General features: G+C 59.2%; 21 protein-coding genes. 12 read left to right on the top strand and 9 right to left on the bottom strand.

The genetic code is table 11. From position 1 onward, the window contains the following. Window positions 1-6 precede the first annotated feature (6 nt). From paaZ to DSM107133_RS00800, 8 genes are all read left to right on the top strand, one after another. Entirely contained in the window at window positions 7-2,022 is a 2,016-nt protein-coding gene (paaZ, locus tag DSM107133_RS00835; RefSeq protein WP_114292924.1) for a phenylacetic acid degradation bifunctional protein PaaZ, read from the top strand. Next, entirely contained in the window at window positions 2,012-2,788 is a 777-nt protein-coding gene (locus tag DSM107133_RS00830; protein WP_114292923.1) for a PaaX family transcriptional regulator C-terminal domain-containing protein, read from the top strand. Before paaZ ends, DSM107133_RS00830 begins: the two co-directional genes overlap by 11 nt. 81 nt (window positions 2,789-2,869) lie before the next feature. After that, a complete protein-coding gene (locus DSM107133_RS00825) occupies window positions 2,870-3,484 on the top strand; it encodes a ribonuclease D (protein WP_114293103.1) in 615 nt (204 codons plus the stop codon). A gap of 80 nt (window positions 3,485-3,564) precedes the next feature. Next, a complete protein-coding gene (locus DSM107133_RS00820; protein ID WP_114292922.1) occupies window positions 3,565-4,161 on the top strand; it encodes a hypothetical protein in 597 nt (198 codons plus the stop codon). 27 nt (window positions 4,162-4,188) lie between these two features. Further along, the gene (gene lptA / locus DSM107133_RS00815) at window positions 4,189-4,656 is read left to right on the top strand and encodes a lipopolysaccharide transport periplasmic protein LptA (protein ID WP_114293102.1); all 468 of its coding nucleotides are present in this window, start codon (window positions 4,189-4,191) and stop codon (window positions 4,654-4,656) included. Continuing rightward, complete coding sequence (gene lptB, locus DSM107133_RS00810) at window positions 4,656-5,414, top strand: LPS export ABC transporter ATP-binding protein (protein ID WP_114292921.1); 759 nt, start codon at window positions 4,656-4,658, stop codon at window positions 5,412-5,414. The genes lptA and lptB overlap by 1 nt, the downstream gene beginning before the upstream one ends. A gap of 517 nt (window positions 5,415-5,931) precedes the next feature. Continuing rightward, window positions 5,932-6,495, top strand: coding sequence for a ribosome-associated translation inhibitor RaiA (raiA, locus tag DSM107133_RS00805; protein WP_114292920.1), 564 nt, complete (start codon window positions 5,932-5,934; stop codon window positions 6,493-6,495). Window positions 6,496-6,536: 41 nt separating this feature from the next. Then, window positions 6,537-7,001, top strand: a complete 465-nt coding sequence (locus tag DSM107133_RS00800; protein ID WP_114292919.1) for a PTS sugar transporter subunit IIA — start codon at window positions 6,537-6,539, stop codon at window positions 6,999-7,001. On the opposite strand, the gene DSM107133_RS00795 is transcribed toward DSM107133_RS00800, so the two are convergent. The 8 genes from DSM107133_RS00795 to cysQ all read right to left on the bottom strand — a co-directional run bounded on the left by DSM107133_RS00795 (window position 7,002) and on the right by cysQ (window position 16,486). Continuing rightward, window positions 7,002-8,429: a sulfotransferase family 2 domain-containing protein gene (locus DSM107133_RS00795; RefSeq protein ID WP_114292918.1), complete on the bottom strand. Its 1,428-nt coding sequence runs from the start codon at window positions 8,427-8,429 to the stop codon at window positions 7,002-7,004. Window positions 8,430-8,432: 3 nt separating this feature from the next. Then, on the bottom strand, window positions 8,433-10,130 hold the full coding sequence (locus DSM107133_RS00790; protein WP_114292917.1) for a beta-1,6-N-acetylglucosaminyltransferase: 1,698 nt from the start codon (window positions 10,128-10,130) through the stop codon (window positions 8,433-8,435). Continuing rightward, window positions 10,127-11,137 carry a glycosyltransferase family 2 protein gene (locus DSM107133_RS00785; RefSeq protein ID WP_114292916.1) on the bottom strand — a complete coding sequence of 337 codons (1,011 nt, stop codon included), beginning with the start codon at window positions 11,135-11,137 and terminating at the stop codon, window positions 10,127-10,129. The genes DSM107133_RS00790 and DSM107133_RS00785 overlap by 4 nt, the downstream gene beginning before the upstream one ends. Window positions 11,138-11,185: 48 nt before the next feature. Next, complete coding sequence (locus DSM107133_RS00780; protein WP_114292915.1) at window positions 11,186-12,418, bottom strand: glycosyltransferase; 1,233 nt, start codon at window positions 12,416-12,418, stop codon at window positions 11,186-11,188. Further along, window positions 12,378-13,364: a UDP-glucose 4-epimerase GalE gene (galE, locus tag DSM107133_RS00775; protein ID WP_114292914.1), complete on the bottom strand. Its 987-nt coding sequence runs from the start codon at window positions 13,362-13,364 to the stop codon at window positions 12,378-12,380. Before galE ends, DSM107133_RS00780 begins: the two co-directional genes overlap by 41 nt. Before the next feature lie 18 nt (window positions 13,365-13,382). Then, window positions 13,383-14,276, bottom strand: a complete 894-nt coding sequence (gene galU / locus DSM107133_RS00770) for a UTP--glucose-1-phosphate uridylyltransferase GalU (RefSeq protein WP_114292913.1) — start codon at window positions 14,274-14,276, stop codon at window positions 13,383-13,385. A gap of 160 nt (window positions 14,277-14,436) precedes the next feature. Beyond that, window positions 14,437-15,669: a glycosyltransferase gene (locus tag DSM107133_RS00765; RefSeq protein WP_114292912.1), complete on the bottom strand. Its 1,233-nt coding sequence runs from the start codon at window positions 15,667-15,669 to the stop codon at window positions 14,437-14,439. A 19-nt stretch (window positions 15,670-15,688) separates the two neighbouring features. Beyond that, window positions 15,689-16,486 (bottom strand): 3'(2'),5'-bisphosphate nucleotidase CysQ, encoded by a 798-nt coding sequence (gene cysQ, locus DSM107133_RS00760; RefSeq protein ID WP_114292911.1) that lies wholly within the window; start codon window positions 16,484-16,486, stop codon window positions 15,689-15,691. Between the two features lie 118 nt (window positions 16,487-16,604). Between cysQ and DSM107133_RS00755 the strand changes: the two genes are divergently transcribed. The 3 genes from DSM107133_RS00755 to DSM107133_RS00745 all read left to right on the top strand — a co-directional run bounded on the left by DSM107133_RS00755 (window position 16,605) and on the right by DSM107133_RS00745 (window position 19,534). Beyond that, the gene (locus tag DSM107133_RS00755) at window positions 16,605-17,429 is read left to right on the top strand and encodes an ABC transporter permease (protein ID WP_114292910.1); all 825 of its coding nucleotides are present in this window, start codon (window positions 16,605-16,607) and stop codon (window positions 17,427-17,429) included. Next, window positions 17,426-18,028 (top strand): SH3 domain-containing protein, encoded by a 603-nt coding sequence (locus DSM107133_RS00750; protein WP_205387792.1) that lies wholly within the window; start codon window positions 17,426-17,428, stop codon window positions 18,026-18,028. The genes DSM107133_RS00755 and DSM107133_RS00750 overlap by 4 nt, the downstream gene beginning before the upstream one ends. A 546-nt stretch (window positions 18,029-18,574) precedes the next feature. Continuing rightward, the gene (locus DSM107133_RS00745; protein ID WP_243253573.1) at window positions 18,575-19,534 is read left to right on the top strand and encodes an IS110 family transposase; all 960 of its coding nucleotides are present in this window, start codon (window positions 18,575-18,577) and stop codon (window positions 19,532-19,534) included. A gap of 12 nt (window positions 19,535-19,546) precedes the next feature. Here DSM107133_RS00745 and DSM107133_RS00740 read toward each other — a convergent pair whose 3' ends face one another. Beyond that, a complete protein-coding gene (locus DSM107133_RS00740; protein ID WP_114292463.1) occupies window positions 19,547-20,149 on the bottom strand; it encodes an alpha-ketoglutarate-dependent dioxygenase AlkB in 603 nt (200 codons plus the stop codon). A gap of 189 nt (window positions 20,150-20,338) precedes the next feature. Between DSM107133_RS00740 and dnaK the strand changes: the two genes are divergently transcribed. Further along, entirely contained in the window at window positions 20,339-22,249 is a 1,911-nt protein-coding gene (gene dnaK, locus DSM107133_RS00735) for a molecular chaperone DnaK (RefSeq protein ID WP_114292462.1), read from the top strand. Window positions 22,250-22,253: the final 4 nt, after the last annotated feature.

Below are 22,253 nucleotides of genomic sequence, written 5' to 3'. Positions count from 1 at the left end.
TTCCCCATGCAAAATGTTCATTCTTTTGCCGCCGGTCAGTGGATCGCACCGGGTGTCGGTGCGCGCGCCATCGCATCCGCCATCACCGGAGATGTCATCGCAGACGCAGGCAACGACGCGCTGGATGTGCAGGCGATGCTGGCCTATGGCCGCGAGGTGGGTGGCCCCGCCTTGCGCGCGATGACGTTCCACGACCGCGCCAGAATGCTCAAGGCGCTGGCGCTGCGCCTGCGCGAACATCGGACCGCGCTCTATGATCTGAGCTACGACACTGGCGCAACAAAGTCCGACCATCAGATCGATGTGGACGGCGGCATTGGCACGATGATGGTCTATGCATCGAAAGGGCGGCGCGAGCTACCCGATGCGCATGTCTATCTGGACGGCGCGCCCGAACAACTGGGCCGCTCTGGTGCCTTTATGGGGCAACACATCTGCACCCCGTTGCAAGGCGTCGCGGTGCATATCAACGCCTTCAACTTCCCCGTCTGGGGCATGTTGGAAAAGCTGGCCCCGACCCTGCTGGCCGGTCTGCCCGCGATCATCAAACCCGCCACCGCCACCTGTTATGTCACCGAAGCCTGCGTGCGCCTGATGCTGGACAGCGGTCTGCTGCCTGCGGGCGCGTTGCAACTGGTGTCGGGCGGTCTGGGCGACATGCTGGACCATGTGGATTGTCAGGACGTGGTGACGTTCACCGGCTCTGCCGACACCGCGTTAAAGCTGCGTGGCAATGCCAACATCCTGTCCAACAGCGTCCGGTTCACTGCCGAACAGGACAGCCTGAACGCCTCGGTCCTTGGCCCCGACGCCGCGCCCGGAACGCCCGAATTCGACCTGTTCGTCAAGGAAGTGCAGCGCGAGATGACCGCCAAGGCGGGTCAGAAATGCACCGCCATCCGCCGCATCATGGTCCCGCAAGCGCAGGAACAAGCCGTGATCGAAGCAATCTCGGCACGGCTGGCCAAAGTCACCATTGGCGATCCGCGTAATGAAGCAACCCGCATGGGCGCGCTGGTCTCTGCCGCGCAAAAACGCGATGTGCTGGACAAGGCCGCCGCCATCGGCGCGGAAGCAACCCGTGTGTTTGGTGACCCAGACGATTTCGCAATGGCCGACAGCAAGGGCGCGTTTGTGCCGCCGATGCTGTTCCACTGCGCCGACCCCGACACCGCCAGCCGCGTACACGATACCGAAGCATTCGGGCCCGTCTCGACCGTCATGGGCTACCGCGATCTGGATCATGCGATTGCGCTGCTGAACCGCGGCCAGGGCTCGCTTGTCGCTTCGGTCATCACCCATGACGGCGACGTGGCCCGCGCCGTGGCGATGGGTGCGGGTGCGTTCCACGGACGACTATACTTCAACAACCGTGACAGCATGGCCGAGGCAACAGGCCACGGTGCGCCCCTGCCGCATATGGTGCACGGCGGACCGGGCCGCGCGGGCGGCGGCGAGGAACTGGGCGGCAGCCGCGCCGTCATGCACTATATGCAGCGCACCGCTGTACAGGGCAGCCCCGACATTCTGACCGCCGTTGGCAGGCGCTGGGTGCCCGGTGCAACCGAACATGCGGACAAACCGCACCCGTTCACCCGCGTTTACGGCGATCTGGAACTGGGCGACACGTTCAACTCGCCGTCGCGCGAGATCACGCTGGACGACATCGAAACCTTTGCCCATTTCACCGGTGATACGTTCTATGCCCACATGGACGACGCGGCGGCCAAGGCGAACCCGTTCTTTCCCGGACGCGTCGCGCACGGCTATCTGCTGCTGAGCTTTGCGGCAGGCCTGTTCGTGCAACCCGACCCCGGCCCAGTTCTGGCCAACACCGGGCTGGACAACCTGCGTTTCATGAAACCCGTGCAGGCAGGCGACAGCATCAAGGTACGCCTGAGCGTCAAAGCCAAAACCCCTCGCAATGAGGAATACGGCGAGGTACGCTGGCATGTGACCCTGACCAATCAGGACGACGAACAAGTGGCGGAATACGAACTGCTGACAATGAATGCCTTCTGATCCCTACACCGACGCACTGAACATACTGACCGCAGCCGCCACCCAGCGGGTGTGGTCGGTGCTGGTCAGCGTGTTCGGTGATCTGGCCCGCCACGAAGGCGAAGGGATTGACGGCCCCGTGCTGACCGCGCTGATGGCCGAGGCACAGATCAAACCCGAAGCGACCCGTGTCGCCCTGCACCGGTTGCGCAATGACGACTGGATCACCTCGACCAAATCGGGGCGCACCAGCCACCACAGCCTGACCCGAACGGGCCGACGGTTGAGCCTTGCCGCCAGCGCGCGCATCTACAGCGCTCCCGCCGAGGCCGCCCAGGGCTGGCAACTGGTGCTGCTGGAAACCGCCACATCGGAATCCCGCGAACACATGGAAAAGCTGGGTTTTGCCCCGCTTGCGCCGCGCCTGTATATCGGTGCCGAGACATCACAAGCCCCCGCCGGAACGCTGGCGCTGCCCGCAAGCACCGCGCCGCATTGGCTGGGTGCGCAGTTCGAACCCAAGGACCTGAGTCAGGATTACGCCGCCCTGCATGAACGTCTGGTGGCACTTGATGCACTGAAACTGGATGCTGCCGCCCTCAATCCGGTGCAGATCGGGGTGCTTAGGTCGCTGATCGTGCATGGATGGCGACGGCTGGTGCTGAAACATCCTGATCTGCCGCCGCAGGTCTACTCCGACGCATGGCGCGGCCACGACTGCCGCGCGCTGGTCACCGGCCTGCTGGCCCGTCTGCCACGCCCCGCGCTGAACGACCTGCACGACTAGGGTCCAGACCCTAAGGCGCAAACTGGCGCAAATGCGCGGCATATACTTTCCCGCGACCGAATGCGGCGCTATAGCAATGGCATGACAAACCATTTGTACAAATCCGATCTGCCCGACGGGCTGAACCTTGGGCCAGTCGTGGCCATTGATTGCGAAACCATGGGCCTGAACCCGCACCGTGACCGCCTGTGCGTGGTGCAGCTGTCGGGTGGTGACGGCAACGCCCACATGGTGCAGATCGCAAGGGGCCAGACCGAGGCGCCAAACCTGTGTGCGCTGCTGGAAAACCCCGACGTGCTGAAACTGTTCCACTATGGCCGCTTTGACATCGCCGCGATGTTGAACGCATTCGGCGCGGTTACTGCACCCGTCTATTGCACCAAGATCGCCAGCAAACTGGTGCGCACCTATACCGACCGGCACGGGCTGAAGAACCTGTTGCAGGAATTGCTGAGCGTCGACATTTCGAAACACCAGCAAAGCAGCGACTGGGGAGCCGACAAGCTGACCGATGCGCAACTGGATTACGCTGCCTCTGATGTTTTGTACCTGCACCGCCTGCGCGAGGCACTGAACAAACGTCTGCTGCGCGAAGACCGCATGGAAATTGCCCAATCCTGTTTCGACTTCCTGCCAACCCGCGCCAAGCTGGACCTTGCAGGCTGGCCTGACTCGGACATATTTGCCCACCTATGAGCAACAAACGCCCCTTTGCAGGCAATGCCCTGCGTACCAGCCGCGCGCCCGATCTCGCCGGTCAGGGCTGAGGCAGGGCGATGGATTGGTATTCAAAACTGGTCGCTACGCTAAAGGTGTTGTTGCCGCTGGCCGCACTGGCGCTGCTGTCTACGCTGTTCCTGTTGTCGCGCACGATTGATCCGGTCAGCACCATTCCGTTTGCCGACGAAGACATACGCGACCGCATGGAAAGCCAGCAAATCACCGGCCCGTTCTTTTCCGGCGCGACCGAAGCGGGTGACAACCTGTCATTTTCCGCAGCCGTACTGACCACGGGGGCCGACAACCGCAACGAAGCCAATGACGTCACCGCAAAGGTCGATCTTGTCGGCGGCACGCATATTGATCTGGTCGCCGATGTGGCTCGACTGGATCTGCGCGCGTCCAAGATGAACTTGTCCGGCAACGTTGTCATCACCACATCTACAGGGTTCACGATCGCGTCGGATGTCTTGTTGGCCAATCTGGAAACGGCCACGCTGACATCCCCCGGTCAGGTGCACGCAGGCAGCGGTTTTGGCGACCTCACCGCGGGACAAATGGTATTGTCGGGCAGCCGCAACAATGGCCCTGCCCAATTGATTTTCACAAACGGCGTGAAGCTGGTATACGATCCGAAACAAACAGATGAGTAATCTATCGTGAACATCCTTCGTGCCCTGATGACCGCCCTGTTGCTCGCCAGCCCCGCGCCCATTCTGGCGCAAGGGACGAATGTCACTTTTGGCACCATACAGCAGGACACAACCCTGCCTGTCGAGGTCACGGCTGACAATCTGTCAGTGGACCAATCTTCTGGGACGGCCGTATTTACCGGCAACGTTCTGATCGGTCAGGGCGACATGCGCCTGTCGGCGGCACGGGTGCTGGTGACATACAGATCGCAAAACGCAGGCATCGCCAAGCTTCAGGCCACCGGCGGCGTCACATTGGTAACCGGCGCAGATGCTGCCGAAGCCGAGCGTGCCGATTACAACATTGATTCGGGTGAAATCGAGATGACAGGCAATGTGCTTTTGACCCAGGGGCAAAGCGCACTGACGGCTGAGAAAATGTTTGTGAACCTGCGCACCGGCACCGCGCGCATGTCTGGCCGGGTCAAAACGATCCTGCAAACCGGAAACAACTAATGTCTGCACCCGATCTGTCAATCGCAGCCACAAACGCCGGGCTGCACATCTCGCACTTGCGCAAATCCTATCGCAAGAAGGTCGTCATTCGCGACTTTTCCATGCACCTTGATCGCGGCGAGGTTGTCGCGCTGCTGGGCCCGAACGGGTCGGGTAAGACCACAACGTTCTACGCGATTGCCGGTCTGGTCACCCCCGAGGGTGGCAGTGTCAAGGTCGACGGCACCGACGTGACGACCCTGCCCATGTACCGTCGCGCCCAGATGGGCATCGGATACTTGCCGCAGGAGATGAGCATTTTTCGCGGCCTCAGCGTTCAGGACAACATCTCGGCCATCCTCGATATCACCGAAACGCACCGCCACAAGCGACGCGAACGGCTGGAAGAATTGCTGTCCGAATTCTCGATCGAACACTTGCGCCGTGCCCCCGCGCTGGCCCTGTCGGGGGGCGAACGCCGCCGCGTCGAAATTGCCCGCTGTCTGGCCGCGAATCCCAAGTTCCTGCTGCTGGACGAACCTTTTGCCGGCGTCGATCCGATCAGCGTGGGCGACATTCGCCATTTGGTCGCGGATCTGAAAAAGCGTGGCATCGGCGTGCTGATTACGGACCATAACGTGCGGGAAACACTGGAAATTGTCGACCGCGCCTATATCCTGCACGAAGGCAAGGTTCTGATGTCGGGCACCCCCGCCGAGGTGGTCGAGAACCAGAATGTGCGGCGCGTTTACCTTGGCGAGAATTTCCGCGTTTCTTAGGGTCTGGACCCATTGATCTTACGTCGCCAGCGGCAATTTCGCGAAATTTCAGTGGTTTGGGTCGTGCTGCCAATAGTGGTTCTATTTGCAAGCGGCCCAAGACGCTGAAATGAAGTGAAATAGCCGCCCTGCGGGTTTGACGGATTTTCCCGCAGCCTGCGGCGCATCTGTTTGAAATAGAACCACTATTCCTGCACAGATGCTGCTTTTCAGCGGAAAAATCTGTCAAACTGACGACGTAAGATCAATGGGTCCAGACCCTAGCCGATTAAAATGACTTGTCGGCAAAACTTGACCCATCGGGCAGCGCTTTTGATTGACAGACCGGCATGTTTGAGCGCTGAATAGGGCATGGCAAAAGCGCGTAAGAAGACTGCTGTGACATCCGCCTTGAGCAATCAAGCGATGACACTGCATCTTAACGCTTTGCCTTTTCCAGAGATCCTGACCTAGGACCACGACAGGTCCCGTGTGACCTGTCGCAATCCGTCCGGATCCTTAACCGTGAGGAGAGACAATGCGGTACCAAATCAGCGGCAAACAGATCGACATCGGCTCAGCACTGCAAACACATGTCCAGACCGAACTGGGCACGGCAGTCGGAAAATACGCCGACCGCCCGACAGATGCTCAGGTGGTGTTTTCAAAGTCTGGTCACGAATTTGTCTGCGAGGCGACCGTTCACCTGTCTACGGGACTAACCGCCACGGCCAAGGCACGCGGCACGGAAATCTATGCCGCTTTTGAAGCCTGCTGTGAAAAAATGGAAAAACAATTGCGGCGTTACAAGCGGCGATTGAAAGACCACCACAAGGATCGACCCGAGCCGGTTGAACTCTTCGGCGCTTCCTCTTATATCCTCGCCTCCGAGGCCGATGAAACCGTGCCTGAACCGGATTCGCTGCAACCGATGATCGTGGCGGAGATGGAAACCAAGATTCAATCGCTGAGTGTCGGCGAGGCCGTGATGCAAATGGAACTGGCAGGTGCGCCGGTTCTTGTGTTTCGGAAAGAAGGACAGGATGGTTTGAACGTCGTGTATCGTCGCGAAGACGGCAATATCGGCTGGATCGACCCATAAGGATTTAACGGCGCCGAGGCGCCAGAGCAGTGCGAGCCAGAATGGAATTTGCAAAGCTTCTGAAGCCGGAAGCCGTCAAGGTGTTAACCTCGGCCTCTAGCAAGAAACGTCTGCTGCACGAGATCTCTGATCTCGCGCACAGCGCCTATGGCTTGGATGCCGGTCAGGTGATCGAAGCGCTGATGGCCCGCGAAGCGCTGGGACCGACCGGCGTTGGCCGTGGCGTTGCGCTGCCGCATGCGCGACTGGACGGCGTGGACGAAGTCATTGGCGTTTTTGTCGTTCTGGACAAACCCATCGACTTCAGCTCGGTTGACCGCCAGCCCGTCGATATTGCCTTTGCGCTGTTTGCTCCCGAGGACGCCGGCGTCGAACACCTCAAGGCGCTGGCGCTGGTGTCACGCACCCTGCGCGACACATCTATCTGCACCAAACTGCGCGCCAACCATGACGCCGGCACGCTGTATACCATCCTGTCAGAAGGACAGTCGGCCCAAGCGGCCTGATTACGCCCAGCGCGAAAAGCCGAACATCATGTAATCCCGCTGATAGACGTCCGAAACCAGCGATTCGATGCTGTCGTCGTAGATGTCTTTCAGCGTGAACGGACCGGGGTCCGACACCGGCGGCAACGCGGGCACGGTCTGCACCCCGATCTGTGCTGCCAGTTGCCCCAGCTCTTCCTCCAGATTTTCCTCGCGGATCATCCGGTCAGGCAGCACGAAGTCACCAAACCCCTGCACGGCCTGCGACTGGGTACACCATGCCGCATCAACCCGAATGGCTGTCTGACCTGACAGGTTGCCCTTGAGAAAGGTCAGGAAAGCCGAAAACGCCCGATGGTGCGCCGCGCGGTCATAGCTGGCGTCAGGCGCCTCTTGCGGGATCGGCAGGGCATAGCGACGGATCAGCGTCTGGCGCAGTGCATCGTAACAGTCAGGCCCCGGGATCAGGATGCGATGGCAAAACGCATGGTGCGCCCGCGCCGCAGGGTGGCGCAGCACGGTAAAGCTGCGATGCCCGCGATTGCGGCGCTTCCACTGGCGCAGGCTCTTCTGGGACATCTTGCGCAGCAACTCGTCCGGGCTGACACCGTCCAACGCGGCCATCCAGGCGTATATCTGGTCTTCGGGGCCGCTGCGCATGGGCAGGTACAGCAACGGCGCCTTGGCCGCCGCCACATAGGTCGGGATCACCGCCCCGCGGCGCGGCTCAAAGTTGGGCGTGCGGGTCAGGTTAAAGCGGTCTAAACCGTTCAACGCCTCTGCCATCTCTTCGGCATTGATCACTTTTTCGGTGATCGGGCTGGGGTTCTGCTTTTTCAGGCTCTTGTCCAAACCTTCCAGCCGGCTTTCCACCCCCAGATAGGCCGCCAGCCCGTTCATCACCTCGACGCTTTGCAGATCTTCATAGGCAACGTAGAACGCGGTTTGCCCCGACACTTGCAAACGGTTCATCAGCGTCACCTGAAAGCTTTGCAGCGCCTCGAGATGGGCCTCAAACTCGGCCGCATCAAAAGCGGCCGCGCCTTCCTTGCGACGTTTGACATCCGTCAGCTTCCATTGCCCCGTAGCCTGCGCGATCTTCCATGACACATAGCTGTCCACCGGATTGCGGGTCAGCACGATTTTGGCGCATCTGGGGTCGTCCATCACTGCATCGAACACACGCGGATCGTGGTCGTGGAAATACCGGAAACCACCCAAACCGTCGGTTTCCTTACGGATCACCTTGAGCAACCCCTTGGGATCGGCGTCACGCGCGGCCTGGGTCACGCCCAGAACTTCGGTGACATTCGGATAACCGATGAAATGCGGATTAAACGCCTCGCCGTGGCAGGTGATGCCATCAAAGGCGTTCAGGTTGGTTTCAAGAAAGTTCGAACCGGTGCGCATTTCGGCAAACACCACGAAATAGTCAAAGTTCTGCGGCATCGTTTATCTTACCAAATAGGGTTTTCGCGGCGCTTCGGATTGCGCCTCAATGCCGCGTTCCACGGGGAAATCGCCCATCAAATATGGGTGCATCCCCTGATTTTTCAGGTTTTGCAAAAACTGGCCAAAGCCGCTGAGGTCCACCATCTTGGGCACCTCTGACAGGCGGCGCTGCTGGGTGGGGCCGATTTCGTCCAGAATGCCCTGAAGCGGCTCCATCGGTGCCTCGATGAATTCAGCCATCATCCAGATGCGCACCCGCGCCTTGGTATAGGGCGAGCGCAGCACATTCAGGAAATCGCTTTCGATCTTTTGCAGGGCGGCCGCCTCTTTGCGGATGTCCATAAAGTTGCGGTTCGACCGGAACAACGGCACCGCCCAGGCCCCGCTGATCACCGAAATCTGCGCGTTTGGATCTTTGGCCATACGCCAGTTGATCGCCTGATTGTCTGCGGGACCGAACTGGAAACACTGCCGTTCGCCGCGCGTGTTCCAGATCAGATTGGTCAGGAACGCCGCAGCGTTATAATCGCGCAATTCCGGTGCTTCGCTCAGCGCACCGTGAATCGTGGTTTGCCCTTCGGCAAAATGGGCGCGGTCTGGTGCAAACAAATGGCCATGCACCCGCGCCCCCGTCGACTTTGCCAGCCACGGGTCGAAATTTTCAAACACTTCGGAAAAGCCGCAAAACACGGAATAGGGCGCGGCGGTGACACCGTTTTCCCAGTCTTCGTTGGGAAAGCGGCTTTGCATATACAGGCCGGGGCGTCCGCGCGTTCGCCGGTCGACGGCCTTGGCAAAGATGCGGTCGATCTTGCCGGGGTTCGGCTCGGTCCGCTTCATGGCACCAGCGGGGTCGGTCAGAAACGCCTCGTACAGACGGTCGGCAAAGGGCCAGATCTTGCGGGCGACAAAACAGTCGGACCGGCGCAGCAATTGCAGGTGGTCATCATAAAAGATGTGCGGCTTGCCCTGAAAGTCGAACTTGGACAGGGTCAGCGACCGGCTTTCGATCTTGATCGCATATTGGCGCGCCAGCGTCTGGAAATAGCTTTCGTCAGGGATCCAGACCTGACGAAAAAACCTGTCGTATTCGGCGCGGTCGGGGTCTTGCAGAATGGCAGACAGGGTCTGGCGCGTCAGACACCACCACTGTGACCCCATATGCGGCGTCAATCCGTTGGGCATCGAGCGCCGCATTCGGAACCTGCGCTGAAATTCCACATATTTGTCGAACAAGAAGCGGTTGCGCTTCCACGAGAACGGAAACCGCAGGGTAAAGCGTTCATGGTCCAGACCGCCCACCGTCCACGGCACATCGGCGGTTGTCGCGCTTTCGATAAAATCGGTTTGCGGGCGCGCTTCGAGGTATTCAATCAGCTCTTCCACAGGGCGCAGCGGCAGACACGACCCCGACGCCAGATAAACGTGGCGCACATGCCGGAACCGGTCCAGCATCAGTTCAGAGGCAGCCTGCGAAGCGGCAACAATACCCCAGGTGCCCCACTCACAGCGATAGCGCGCGCTGAACTCAAGATTCTTCACATCCGACAACGACGCCACGAACCGCTCGTAGGTGGCGCGGGGCACCCCCTTGTCAACGTGAATCACCACCGGACAGCCCGCCGCCGACCAATGGCGCGCGGCCTGTTCTGCCCGCCCCAGCGCCGTGTGCACCAGCATGATGATCCCGACGCTCACGCCCAGTTGCCTTTCGACATCAGACCCAGAATCTCAAGCTGTCGCCAGTTGATGTATTTTTCAGACCATTTGCACCACAGGTCGGGATCGTCTTTCAGACTTTCTGCATAGGCTTTGTATTCGACCGACGCGCTGTAGTGCTGGCCACGGCTCAGCTCTTCGGCGGCTTTGGCGGTAAACGTGTCCAGGAACTTGGCGTGCAGCAAAACCCCGCTGGCCTTTTCGCCGCCCCATTCGTCATAGACCTGATTCAACCCGCGCGGCAGCAGCATGTGGGTCGAGCTGACATAGGCATATTTCTTGTCCCATTTGACCAGCGGCACCTTGTTCAGGGCCGGCGCATTTTCGGGCTGGTCGGGGAAAAAGACGCGGGCGCGCGGGCCGCCCTGAATCCAAAGGTTCCCGAACAGACGGTTGCGCGACATCGTATAGTTGCCGCTGTCAAACCAGCCTGCAATCTCGATCGGGTTTTGTCCCGGCTGATAGGGATGTGCGTCCAGCCGCCCCTTGGGGTACATGTCCAGCAGCATGGCACTGAAAGATTTGATCGACGACGCGTCCAGCCAGTCGGTCAGCGCCCGCAGGGGGCGCGTGTCGCAGAACGGATAAATCAGGAATTCATCAGGATCGACCGTCAGGCACCAGTGTCCATGTGCATATTTCATCTGTAACCAGTTCAGCCAGTCAACGCCGAACCGCGATTTCTTGTAACTTGCCTTACTGCTCCAGACAGAGACATCCGGTTGATCGGCCAGATAGTCCGCCGATCCGTCAGTGCTGTCATTGTCGACGATCAGGAAATGGTTAACCCCTTGATCCCGATAGTAATCCAGAAAATACGGCAGGCGAATTTTTTCGTTCCGCTGGGTCGAGAACAACAGGATGTCATTGGGATGAATGATGCCGGTGCGATCCGCCACACGGGTCAGTTCACGGCGTTTGCGAAAGGCACGGATGCGCCAACGCTTACGCTGCAACCGAAGCCTGTATGACTGCCAGACGCCCAAACTGTTGGCCCTTTCCCCGCCGGAATAGATCCGGCCCTTAACCGCTTATCAAATCAACCTTAACACGGTGTTGAAGTGATCTGACCAGTTCGCTGGCTGAAATGCCATGTTATTCCGAACCTGTGGCCCCGCTTCAGCCATGCCTATTATTGTGTTTTCCCACAGATACCGATCATCGGCTTGCGCGTAAACGGGAATATTTCCAAGGATTTCCCGAAGAACCGGCAAATCATTCGCCACCACCGGCACCCCCAGCGCCGCCGCTTCAACCGGCGGCAGGCCATAGCCCTCGGCAAAGCTGGGAAACAACAGCCCGCACGACCCTGCCATCAACGCCGCCACCGCGCCATCAGGCAGGCCCGCGCGTTCGATCACCTTGCCATCGGTGCGGGCGTCCAGACGGTCGAACACCGCCTGATTGTTCCATCCGCGCGCACCGCAAATCAGCAGCGTCGGGGCGTCGGGGCTCATTGCGTCCCACAGATCCAGCAGCAGCGCATGGTTCTTGCGCGGCTCGATAGTGCCGACACTGATGAAATAAGGGCCTGCGGGCGGCAGATCGGCAGGCACCAGATCAGGCTGCGCTGTTGTCAGATCAGTTCCCAGATGGGCGACAATCCCTGCAGGCACAGGGCCCCACTGGCCCATCAGCCGCCCCGCGCGCTCCAGCGTGTCGGCAGAGTTGCAGATAATCACATCGGCAAAGGCCTGCACCCGCCGCATCTTGGCGCGAAAGGGTTCGACGGTTTCAGGACGTTGATACTGTGGAAATTCCAGCGGGATCACATCGTGAACAAATACGCCCGTGCGCCCGCCCAAACCGGCAACCGCCTGCAAAACGCGGTCGGTCAGATTGGAATGGCCGGTATTCAGATAATTGGTGCCCTGCGGCAGATGCCGGCGCAGCATGGCGGCCAGCCCGCGCGGCAGGGTGCGTGCCACTGCCAGCTTGCGCACATCCGTCTGTGCCGCCTGTTGTACCGCCGTCTGTCCCCGCGCCAGACGCGACAGAAGATCTGGCGCAGACCACGCCAGCGCACCATCCAGACGTTTTACCAGTGCGGACATGCCTGCGCGGTCCAACAGTACATATCCCAGCGGAGTACGTACAAGACCAAAGGCCGCAACATCATCCGCCACCAGCCGGCGCAAATAGGCCATCTCGACCCGGTCCACCCCCGTCAGAACTCGCCCGGCCCGACGCACAAGCCGTGTCAGGTCCAGCAGCCGCGAGGGCGGGTTATTTGTCAAACTGGCCAGTTTGGTGCCATCTCCATGCATCCGCGATCATGGTTTTCAGGTTCGACCGTTCAGGTGTCCAGCCCAGTTCGGTTTCGGCGCGGGTCGAGCCTGATACCAGCTTGGTTGCATCACCCGCACGGCGCGCCCCCTCGTTGAAGGGCACAGCGCGGTTGGTCACGGCGCGCGACTGGTCGATCACCTCGCGCACGGAAAAACCGCTGCCGGTGCCCAGATTGAACACCCGGCTGCCCTTGCCGTCTTGCAGCCATTTCAGACCCAACACATGCGCATCGACAAGATCGCAGACATGCACATAGTCGCGAATGCAGGTGCCATCGGGCGTGTCGTAATCGGTGCCAAAAATGGTCAGCGCGTCACGCTTGCCTTCAATCGCTTCCAGCATCAGCGGGATCAGATGCGTTTCGGGCTGATGAAACTCGCCCACCTCGGCCTCGGGGTCGGCGCCGGCCACGTTGAAATAGCGAAAGATCACATGTCGCAACCCGTGCGCTGCCTCGAAATCGCGCAGCATGTCTTCGATGGCACGTTTGGACGCCCCATAGGCGTTGATCGGATGCTGGGCGCTGTTTTCATCCAGCACCACATTGTCCTGATCGCCATAGGTGGCGCAGGTGGACGAAAACACAAAGTTCATGCAAGCCGCATCGACCGCGGCCTCGATCAGGTTCAGTGACCCGCTGACATTGTTGTGCCAGTACCTGCCCGGCTGCGACATGCTTTCGCCAACCTGGCTGAGGGCAGCAAAGTGCATGACAGCAACAGGTTCGTATTGGGCAAACACCAGATCCAGACGGGACCGGTCCAGCAGGTCTCCCTGCTCGAAAGGACCGAATTTGACCGCATCCTGCCAGCCGGTTACCAGATTGTCATAGGTGACCGGCACATAGCCTGCCGTGCGCAGCGCCTTGCAGGCGTGCGCGCCGATATAGCCCGCACCGCCTGTGACCAACACATGATTGTCCACTTATTCCTCCGGTCCGCGTTATTCTGCGGCCTTCTCCATATTCACGATATCGTGGATATAGGCGGACAGATCATCCCGCAACTCTTCGCGCGCCAGACCAAAGGACACCGTGGCCTGAAGAAAACCGGACTTGGACCCGCAATCAAACCGCTGCCCGCGGAAGCGGTAGCCATAGACGGGATGGTCTTGCGCGATTTCGTCCGCAATGGCGTCGGTCAGCTGAATTTCACCACCGGCGCCGGACTTGATTTTGTTAAGGTTGGACAAGACATTCGGTGACAGGATGTAGCGGCCGATCACAGCCAGGTTTGACGGAGCCGTACCCGGAGCAGGTTTTTCGACCATGCTTTTGACCCGAACCAGGTTGCCCATGTCCTCGCTGACTTCCAGAACACCATAGGACGACGCCTTTTCAGGTGGCACTTCCATGGCAGCGACCATGCTGCCGCCTGTTTCTTCATAGGCTTCGACCATCTGTTGCAGACACGGCTTTTCGGCAGCGATCACATCGTCTGGCAGGATCACGGCAAAGGGTTCGTTGCCCACCAGACGGCGCGCGCACCAGACCGCGTGGCCCAGGCCCAGCGCCTTGTGCTGTCGGATATAGGCGATTGCACCCGAATCCATGTTGGTGTCCTTGAGGGTCTCCAACAGCTCGGTCTTGCCTTTCTTGCGCAGCTCTTGTTCCAGCTGCGGGGCGTGGTCGAAATAATCTTCAAGCGCACCTTTGCCGCGCGAAGTGACAAAGATAAATTCCTTGATACCCGCAGCGCGCGCCTCGTCGATCGCATATTGGATCAATGGACGATCAACCAATGTCATAATCTCTTTTGGCACCGATTTGGTCGCTGGCAAAAACCGCGTCCCCAAACCTGCCACCGGAAAAATGGCTTTCGTAACTTTCTTACGCATACTTACTTCCTATACTGTCGGCGTTAGCTGCTCTCGCGCGTAGCTAACCACAAAATCATGCCCAAATCATGCAGAGATTTCGTGTTTTTCGTTAACGCGCGTGACATCAACATCGTGCAGGCCACCTGCTAATCAAAATACGCCCGAATGAATACCTATATTAACCCACACCGCCCCGGATTGCAGAAATTCTGGCCTTTTCCGCAACAACCCGCTCATGAAAGCGCCAGAACCGCAGCATCGGCTGGCTGCGCTCGCTTTTGCCAAACAAGCCGCCACATTGCTCCCAGTAACCGCCGGGATGAAATCTGGCCTGATGATAAAGCGCCGTCAGCGACAGGATAATCAAGGTGACGACCTCGCCATTTTTCACCCTGCGCGCAGCTTCAGCGCGCGCACTGGCGGCATCCGACCGGCGCACCATGATGTAGCCCGCCGGCAATATCCACGGCACGACCCGCTTGAAGGGCGCATTCGATGTTTCCGTAACAAGACTGTCGCCCATGCGCCGCGAGATTCCCTGCCCATAGCCCTGATCCAGACGATCAATCAGGCCGGTGACAGCGCGCGGTTCGATATGACCACTGACCATCAGCCGCACGGCGCGCCTGCGCTCTGACACGCGAAGGGCACGCCAGTGGTCGCGCCGTTTCTCCTGCGGGATGAACTTGCGCTGGAACACGGCCCAGCTGGCACCAATGTCAAACAGGTCGGTGGGCGCGCGGTCTGCGCGGCGCAACTTGTTTGCGGCAAAGCCATGATGCACCTGCGCGCGCGGAACGATAGCACAGGCATATCCGGCCCGGCCAAGGCGCATGTTCAAATCGGTTTCATCCAGAAAATAGTGATAGGCCGGATCAAACCCGCCCAAGGCCACCAGCACATCGCGTCGCACCGCCATGTTGGTGCCTTCGGTCTTGGCCACCCGGTCCGGTGTGGGCTGCACCACGACGGGATCCATGCCCGCGATGGGCAACTCTGCCGCATCGCCCATCGCGTCCAGGGTGCGGCCCTGCCATTGATATGATATCCCGTTGCGCCCGCGCACAAAGCCCCCTGCGACGGCAACATCGTTCTGCTGCATCGCCTGCACCAGATGGGTCAGCCATGTGGGCTCGGGCACCGCATCGTCGTCGATAAAGGCGACGACGTCACCGGCCGCGGCACTGATCCCGATATTGCGCGCCAACGATATGTTCGCCTCGTCAAAACCGATAATCTTGATCTGGCTCGCAAACGGCAAAGCCTGCGCTGCGGCAACCCCGGCGGGGTCGGCCACAACCACGATCTCGAACGGATCATAATGCAATTGCATGCACCCCGTCAGACACAGGCCCAACGCTTCGGGCCTGCCCCGGCTGACGATCACCACACTGGCAGATAGCTGAGTCATCTCAGACAGCTTTCTATCATCAGGCCGGCTTGAGTCCGACAGCTGGCGAGTAGGCGATAAAGAACGGATTGGCATAGTCTGCCTTGCCGTAGGTCAGGTCGGTATGGTCGTCAAAGCGCACAACCTTGCCGCCCGCGCCCAGCAGAACCGCATGACCGGCAGCGGTATCCCACTCCATCGTGCGACCGACGCGGGGGTAAATATCGGCCTCGCCGGTGGCAATCAGACAGAACTTCAGCGAAGAGCCTGCGGATTTCATGTCTTTGACGGCATATTTGTTGATGTAGTCGTCGGTCGCCTGATCGCGGTGTGATTTGGACGCCACAACCATCAGCGCGTCATTGTCCGGTGTCGACACGCTCAGCGGGGTCAGCGCGCCGATCATGTCTTTTTGAAACGGGCCTGTTTCCTCTACGGTCTGGCCGTCGGCCTGTGTGAAAAACATACGATTCTTGGCGGGCGCATAGACCACGCCACGGGTCGGCTTTCCGCCTTCGACCAGCGCAATGTTCACGGTGAAGTCGCCGCGACGATGCACGAATTCCTTGGTGCCATCCAGCGGATCGACGATCAGGAATGTATCGCCCGTCGTGCTGTGAGTGGCCGACTGTTCCTCGGTTACCAGCATCATTTCAGGGAACGCTGTACGCAGACCATCCGAGATAATCGCATCGGCAGCTTCATCCGCAGCGGTGACGGGGCTGTCGTCCGATTTGGTTTTCACCTCGAAATCATCGGCGTCATAGATCTCCATGATCTTGTCACCGGCTTCCAGCGCCAAACGGCGCATGACAGGCACCAAAGTCTCGTAATTCATTAAATAATCCCCTTGCTCTGCCAAGATTGAAAAGCGTGCAGGATCACCTTATGATGCCGCATTAACGGAACGGCAAGATTTCCCTGCGACTTTCGCACCACCAGAGGCACAACCGCACATGTTCCAAACCACGCGCAAGCCAAAGTCGGGCATCGGCACCGCGATGCTGATATTCGAACTGGTCTATCATTCGGTCGTCCGAAATGTCCGCAAGACACATAACAACGCGTTTATGGCGATCGGTCTGAACATGCTTCAGGTTGCGATTTTTGTGCTGGCTTTTTATGTGATGTTCTCGGTGCTTGGCCTGCGCGGTGCGGCATTGCGCGGCGATTTTCTGATATACATCATGTCGGGGATCTTCCTGTACATGACCCACACCAAGACATTGGGCGCTGTTGTCGGTTCAGAAGGACCAGCCAGCCCGATGATGCAGCACGCCCCAATGAACACAATCATCTCGATCGCATCGGCAGCGGTAGGCACGCTGTATATCCAGCTGCTGTCGCTGTTCGTGATCCTGTTCGGCTATCATGTGGCCGTAACCCCGCTGGAAATCGACAGGCCGATTGCGGCGTTCGGGATGTTGCTGATTGCGTGGTTTACCGGGCTGGCGCTGGGTTTGGTATTGCTGTCGATCAAACCGTGGTTTCCCACATTCGTGAACGTTTTCACCACCATCTACCAGCGTGCAAACATGATCGCCTCGGGCAAGATGTTTGTGGCCAACACATTGCCCGGTTTCATGCTGGCGATGTTCGACTGGAACCCGCTGTTCCACTGCATTGACCAGGCGCGCGGCTTTGCCTTTATCAATTATGCGCCGCACCACTCGTCGGTCACATATCCGATCTATGTGGGGATGGTGCTGATCATGCTGGGTCTGATGGGCGAATTTTACACCCGCCGTCATGCGTCGCTTAGCTGGGGTGCGCGGCGATGATCCGGGCGCTGGTTGCAGGACTGGCTTTCACGTTCTGGGCGGCGCAAGCGTGCTGGGCCTTTGATCTGCCCGCACTCTACCGCGTGATCGACGTGGCTGCCGACGACGTGCTGAACGTGCGTGCGGCCCCCACCACGCAAAGCCCCATCGTCGGCACATTCCTGCACAACGAAGCAGGGATCGAGGTGATGGCCCTGTCCGAGGATGGCAAATGGGGGCTGGTCAACGCGGGCGAAACCGCTGGCTGGGCCGCGCTGCGATTCTTGCAGCGCAGCGAACGCCCCGACCACCCGTTGCGCGCCGAATGCGGGGGGACAGAACCGTTCTGGAACCTGTCACTGGGCGCCACCCATGTTTTTCGCGCTCCAGAAGACGGACCGCACCCCTTCCAACCAACAGCAGAACTGTCATCACCCAACACCACCAACAGCATTGCTGTTCTGGGTCAGGGTTCGAACACTCAGATGATTGCGACCGTGAATGCCGCCGCGTGCTCTGACGGCATGTCGGACCGCACCTATGGCTTGTCCATCGGGTTGGTTCTGACCGGTGCAGATGGCCCCCGCTACCTCACCGGATGCTGTTCGCTTGGGCCCTAGGGTCTGGACCCATTAATCTTACGTCGTCAGCGGCAATTTCGCGAAATTTCAGTGGTTTGGGTCGTGCTGCCAATAGTGGTTCTATTTGCAAGCGGCCCAAGACACTGAAATGAAGTGAAATTGCCGCCCGTCGCTCCGAAGGAGCGCCTAATAATATTGGCACGCCTTCGGCGTGACGGGTTTGACGGATTTTCCCGCAGCCCATTGCCCGGCAGGGCATTGCGCAGCAATGTCCCGAGAGGAGGCGGCGCATCCGTTTGAAATAGAACCACTATTCCTGCACAGATGCTGCTTGTCTGCGGAAAAATCTGTCAAACTGACAACGTAAGATTAATGGGTCCAGACCCTTCTGTATCTCCGATCTGTTATTGTTCCCCCGTCAGCGACCTTGGCCGAGGTCACTGACGGGACGTTGTATGGCGTCAGAGCCTTGTGGCCCAAGTTGAACTGGGACCACGTTTGCTAGCGAGCCAGCACTGTCTCTCTTCATCCATCTCGAACAGTTGCTTGTGGCCAGCTTGGACCACGGATCAGAAGGAAGAGAACATGAACAGGATAACACGAGACGCAATCCTTGGCATAGATGTCAGCCGCGATTGGCTGGACATTCATTGCCTGCCAAGCAATCAGAGACTTCGATTGCCCAATTCCGAGGACGGGCGTGCGCGCGTGGGCGCCCTGGCAAAGTCAGCCTGTGCGCTGGTTTGTTTTGAGGCCACAGGGGGGCAGGAATGGCGTCTGTGGTCGGCCCTCGACGTTGCAGGGGTCGCGACCAGGCAACTGCCGCCCGCGCAAATCAAAGCCTTTGCCGCCAGCCGGGGCACGCGGGCGAAAACGGATAGGATCGACGCGGAGCTTATCGCGCGGTTCATGGCCTTTCGGCCTGATGCAGGGCGGACCTTGCCGCATGAAAAGATACGTCTTCTCAGGGCTTTGGTGTCCAAGCGTGGTCAGCTCGTCGAAACACGCAAACGGCTTTTGGCGCAAATCAAGGCGCATGCGAAACTGGGTTCGGATGATCTGTTCGACGTCATGGATGGTGACCTGAAAGACCTACTGGATCGCCAGATTGCAGGACTTGAGGTCCGGATCGAACAGATCATCGCCTCAGAGGAAGGCCTTGCCACGACTGCTGCCATCTTGCGTTCAGTTCCCGGCATTGGCCCGGTCGCCAGCACGATGTTGATCGCTGAAATGCCGGAACTCGGCCAGATCACGGGCGAACAAGCCGCCGCGCTGACAGGCCTTGCGCCCATTGCCCATGACAGCGGCGCGATGCGGGGCAAGCGCGCTATCGGAGGCGGCCGGCGCCCGCTGCGACACGTTATGTTCCAGGCGGCGCTCGTCGCCAGTCACCACAATCCCGTCCTGAAGCCGTTCGCAGACCGCCTTCGCGAAGCCGGAAAACCACACAAAGTGATAATCACCGCCGTCGCAAGAAAGCTTGTGACAATCGTGAACGCCCTTTGCAAAAGTCGACAGAAATGGACTACTCAACTCGCTTGAGAAATACAGTTGCTAGTCCACCACCCGCAGCGTCAGATTGATCCGCCCGCCCCGGGGCAGCAACGTACCTGCGCCGAATTTGATCCGGTCCACCCCGTGATAGACCAGCCGCGCAGGACCACCCAGCACCACCACATCACCGCTTTCCAGCCAGATCGATTCGGTTTTGCCCCCGCGGGTCTGGTTGCCGACACGAAACAGCCCCGGGTCGCCCAGCGACACCGAAACCACGGGCCAGGTAAAATCCGCCTCGTCGCGATCCTGATGAAGCCCCATGCGGGCACCTTCTCCGTAATAATTGATCAGACAGCAATCGGGTTGGCGCTGGAGACCTGTCAATTTGCCCCAAATATCCAGCACTTGCTGTGGCACAGGCGGCCAAGCGCATCCTGACGGGTGCCGACCGGCATAGCGATAGCCCCGTTTATCCGAAAACCAGCCATAGCGCCCTGCCGATGTCATACGCACCGACATCGGCTTGCCATAAGGCGTGTCAGGCCGGAACAATGGCGCATCACGCACCACCGAACGCAGCGCCGTCAACATGTCCGTCTGCGCCGCGCGATCCAGAAAACCCTTGTGAATTTCGACATCCCGCAGGATCAACTTCGTCATATCGGCACCAAACAGTGAAAATTCGCCCTAATGCCGCCTCAAGAGCGGTTGCAGGGTGCTTTTTCGCTCCTTATATACCCTTCGAACCGCACGGAGCACTCCGCTTCGTGACATATCATTCGGGGCTTGGGTGCCGAAACGGGCCCACGTCTCGTGTCATCGCCTTGAGTAGAAAAAGGGATCGAAAATATGGCTAAAGTCATCGGTATTGACCTTGGAACAACAAACAGCTGCATCGCCATCATGGATGGCAGCCAACCGCGCGTCATCGAAAACGCCGAAGGTGCGCGCACAACACCTTCCATCGTTGCGTTCACAGACGACGAGCGTCTGGTCGGCCAGCCCGCCAAACGGCAGGCCGTGACCAACCCCGACAACACCATCTTTGGCGTCAAGCGCCTGATCGGCCGTCGCAATGACGACGCGGATCTGGCAAAGGACAAAAAGAACCTGCCGTTCACCGTCATCGACGGCGGCAACGGCGACGCATGGGTTCAGGCCAAAGGCGAGAAATATTCGCCCAGCCAGATCTCGGCCTTTATTCTGGGCAAGATGAAAGAAACAGCCGAGAGCTACCTTGGCGAGGAAGTGACTCAGGCGGTCATCACCGTTCCGGCATACTTCAACGACGCCCAGCGTCAGGCCACCAAGGACGCAGGCAAAATCGCCGGTCTGGAAGTGCTGCGGATCATCAACGAACCGACAGCCGCCGCGCTGGCCTATGGTCTGGACAAAGAGAACACACAAACCATCGCGGTCTATGACCTTGGCGGCGGTACATTCGACGTGACTATTCTGGAAATCGACGACGGTCTGTTCGAAGTGAAATCGACCAACGGCGACACCTTCCTGGGTGGTGAAGACTTTGACATGCGCATCGTCAACTATCTGGCGGGCGAATTCAAAAAAGAACACAACGTCGACCTGACACAGGACAAGATGGCGTTGCAGCGTCTGAAAGAAGCTGCCGAAAAAGCCAAGATCGAACTGTCCTCGTCCTCGCAAACCGAGATCAACCAGCCGTTCATCTCGATGGGCGCCAACGGCCAGCCGCTGCACATGGTCATGAAACTGACCCGTGCCAAGCTGGAATCGCTGGTCAGCGACCTGATCAAGGCGTCGATGAAACCCTGCGCCGCTGCGTTGAAAGACGCGGGCCTGTCCGCATCCGACATCGACGAAGTCGTGTTGGTCGGCGGTATGACCCGTATGCCGCGCGTCATCGAAGAAGTGACCAAGTTCTTTGGCAAAGAGCCGCACAAGGGTGTGAACCCTGACGAAGTCGTGGCCCTGGGCGCCGCCATTCAGGCCGGTGTTCTGCAAGGCGACGTCAAGGACGTGGTTCTGCTGGACGTGACACCGCTGTCGCTGGGCATCGAAACGCTGGGTGGCGTGTTCACCCGTCTGATCGACCGCAACACCACGATCCCGACGAAAAAGTCGCAGGTGTTCTCGACCGCCGAAGACAACCAGAACGCCGTGACCATCCGTGTGTTCCAGGGTGAACGCGAAATGGCTGCCGACAACAAAATCCTCGGTGCCTTCAACCTTGAAAACATCCCGCCTGCTCCGCGCGGTATGCCCCAGATCGAAGTGACCTTCGACATCGACGCCAACGGCATCGTGTCGGTCGGCGCTTTGGACAAAGGCACCGGCAAAGAGCAGAAGATCACCATCCAGGCCTCGGGCGGTCTGTCCGAAGCCGACATCGAGAAAATGGTCAAGGACGCCGAAGAAAACGCCGAGTCGGACAAGGAACGCCGCAGCCTGATCGAAGCGAAAAACCAGGCCGAAAGCCTGATCCACTCGACCGAAAAGTCGGTAGAAGAGCATTCGGACAAGGTTGACCCGACCACGGTTGAAGCCATCGAACTGGCCATCGCCGCGCTGAAAGACGAGCTGGAAACCGACAACGCCGAGAAGATCAAATCGGGCATCCAGAACGTGACAGAAGCGGCAATGAAACTGGGCGAAGCGATCTATAAAGCGGCCCAAGACGAAGGTGACGACGCACCGCACGCTGCGGACGAGCCCCGCCGCGATGACGATGACATTGTCGATGCCGAGTTCGAAGATCTCGACGACGACAAGCGCGCGTAATCAT

It is taken from the genome of Pseudosulfitobacter sp. DSM 107133 (assembly GCF_022788695.1).
In the GTDB taxonomy this organism is placed as follows: domain Bacteria; phylum Pseudomonadota; class Alphaproteobacteria; order Rhodobacterales; family Rhodobacteraceae; genus Pseudosulfitobacter.
The sequence above is the reverse complement of the archived record's forward strand: the minus strand, read 5'-3'. Positions and strand labels throughout refer to the sequence as shown.

Bases quoted from the DNA above. Each gene is read 5' to 3' on its own strand.
- lptB (WP_114292921.1), top strand. From the start codon at position 4,656: ATGTCTGCACCCGATCTGTCAATCGCAGCCACAAACGCCGGGCTGCAC.
- raiA (WP_114292920.1), top strand. From the start codon at position 5,932: ATGCGGTACCAAATCAGCGGCAAACAGATCGACATCGGCTCAGCACTG.
- DSM107133_RS00750 (WP_205387792.1), top strand. From the start codon at position 17,426: ATGATCCGGGCGCTGGTTGCAGGACTGGCTTTCACGTTCTGGGCGGCG.
- galU (WP_114292913.1), bottom strand. From the start codon at position 14,276: ATGCGTAAGAAAGTTACGAAAGCCATTTTTCCGGTGGCAGGTTTGGGG.
- DSM107133_RS00765 (WP_114292912.1), bottom strand. From the start codon at position 15,669: ATGACTCAGCTATCTGCCAGTGTGGTGATCGTCAGCCGGGGCAGGCCC.
- DSM107133_RS00745 (WP_243253573.1), top strand. From the start codon at position 18,575: ATGAACAGGATAACACGAGACGCAATCCTTGGCATAGATGTCAGCCGC.
- cysQ (WP_114292911.1), bottom strand. From the start codon at position 16,486: ATGAATTACGAGACTTTGGTGCCTGTCATGCGCCGTTTGGCGCTGGAA.
- DSM107133_RS00800 (WP_114292919.1), top strand. From the start codon at position 6,537: ATGGAATTTGCAAAGCTTCTGAAGCCGGAAGCCGTCAAGGTGTTAACC.
- paaZ (WP_114292924.1), top strand. From the start codon at position 7: ATGCAAAATGTTCATTCTTTTGCCGCCGGTCAGTGGATCGCACCGGGT.
- DSM107133_RS00740 (WP_114292463.1), bottom strand. From the start codon at position 20,149: ATGACGAAGTTGATCCTGCGGGATGTCGAAATTCACAAGGGTTTTCTG.
- lptA (WP_114293102.1), top strand. From the start codon at position 4,189: ATGACCGCCCTGTTGCTCGCCAGCCCCGCGCCCATTCTGGCGCAAGGG.
- DSM107133_RS00825 (WP_114293103.1), top strand. From the start codon at position 2,870: ATGACAAACCATTTGTACAAATCCGATCTGCCCGACGGGCTGAACCTT.
- DSM107133_RS00820 (WP_114292922.1), top strand. From the start codon at position 3,565: ATGGATTGGTATTCAAAACTGGTCGCTACGCTAAAGGTGTTGTTGCCG.
- DSM107133_RS00795 (WP_114292918.1), bottom strand. From the start codon at position 8,429: ATGCCGCAGAACTTTGACTATTTCGTGGTGTTTGCCGAAATGCGCACC.
- dnaK (WP_114292462.1), top strand. From the start codon at position 20,339: ATGGCTAAAGTCATCGGTATTGACCTTGGAACAACAAACAGCTGCATC.
- DSM107133_RS00780 (WP_114292915.1), bottom strand. From the start codon at position 12,418: ATGCATGGAGATGGCACCAAACTGGCCAGTTTGACAAATAACCCGCCC.
- DSM107133_RS00830 (WP_114292923.1), top strand. From the start codon at position 2,012: ATGCCTTCTGATCCCTACACCGACGCACTGAACATACTGACCGCAGCC.
- DSM107133_RS00755 (WP_114292910.1), top strand. From the start codon at position 16,605: ATGTTCCAAACCACGCGCAAGCCAAAGTCGGGCATCGGCACCGCGATG.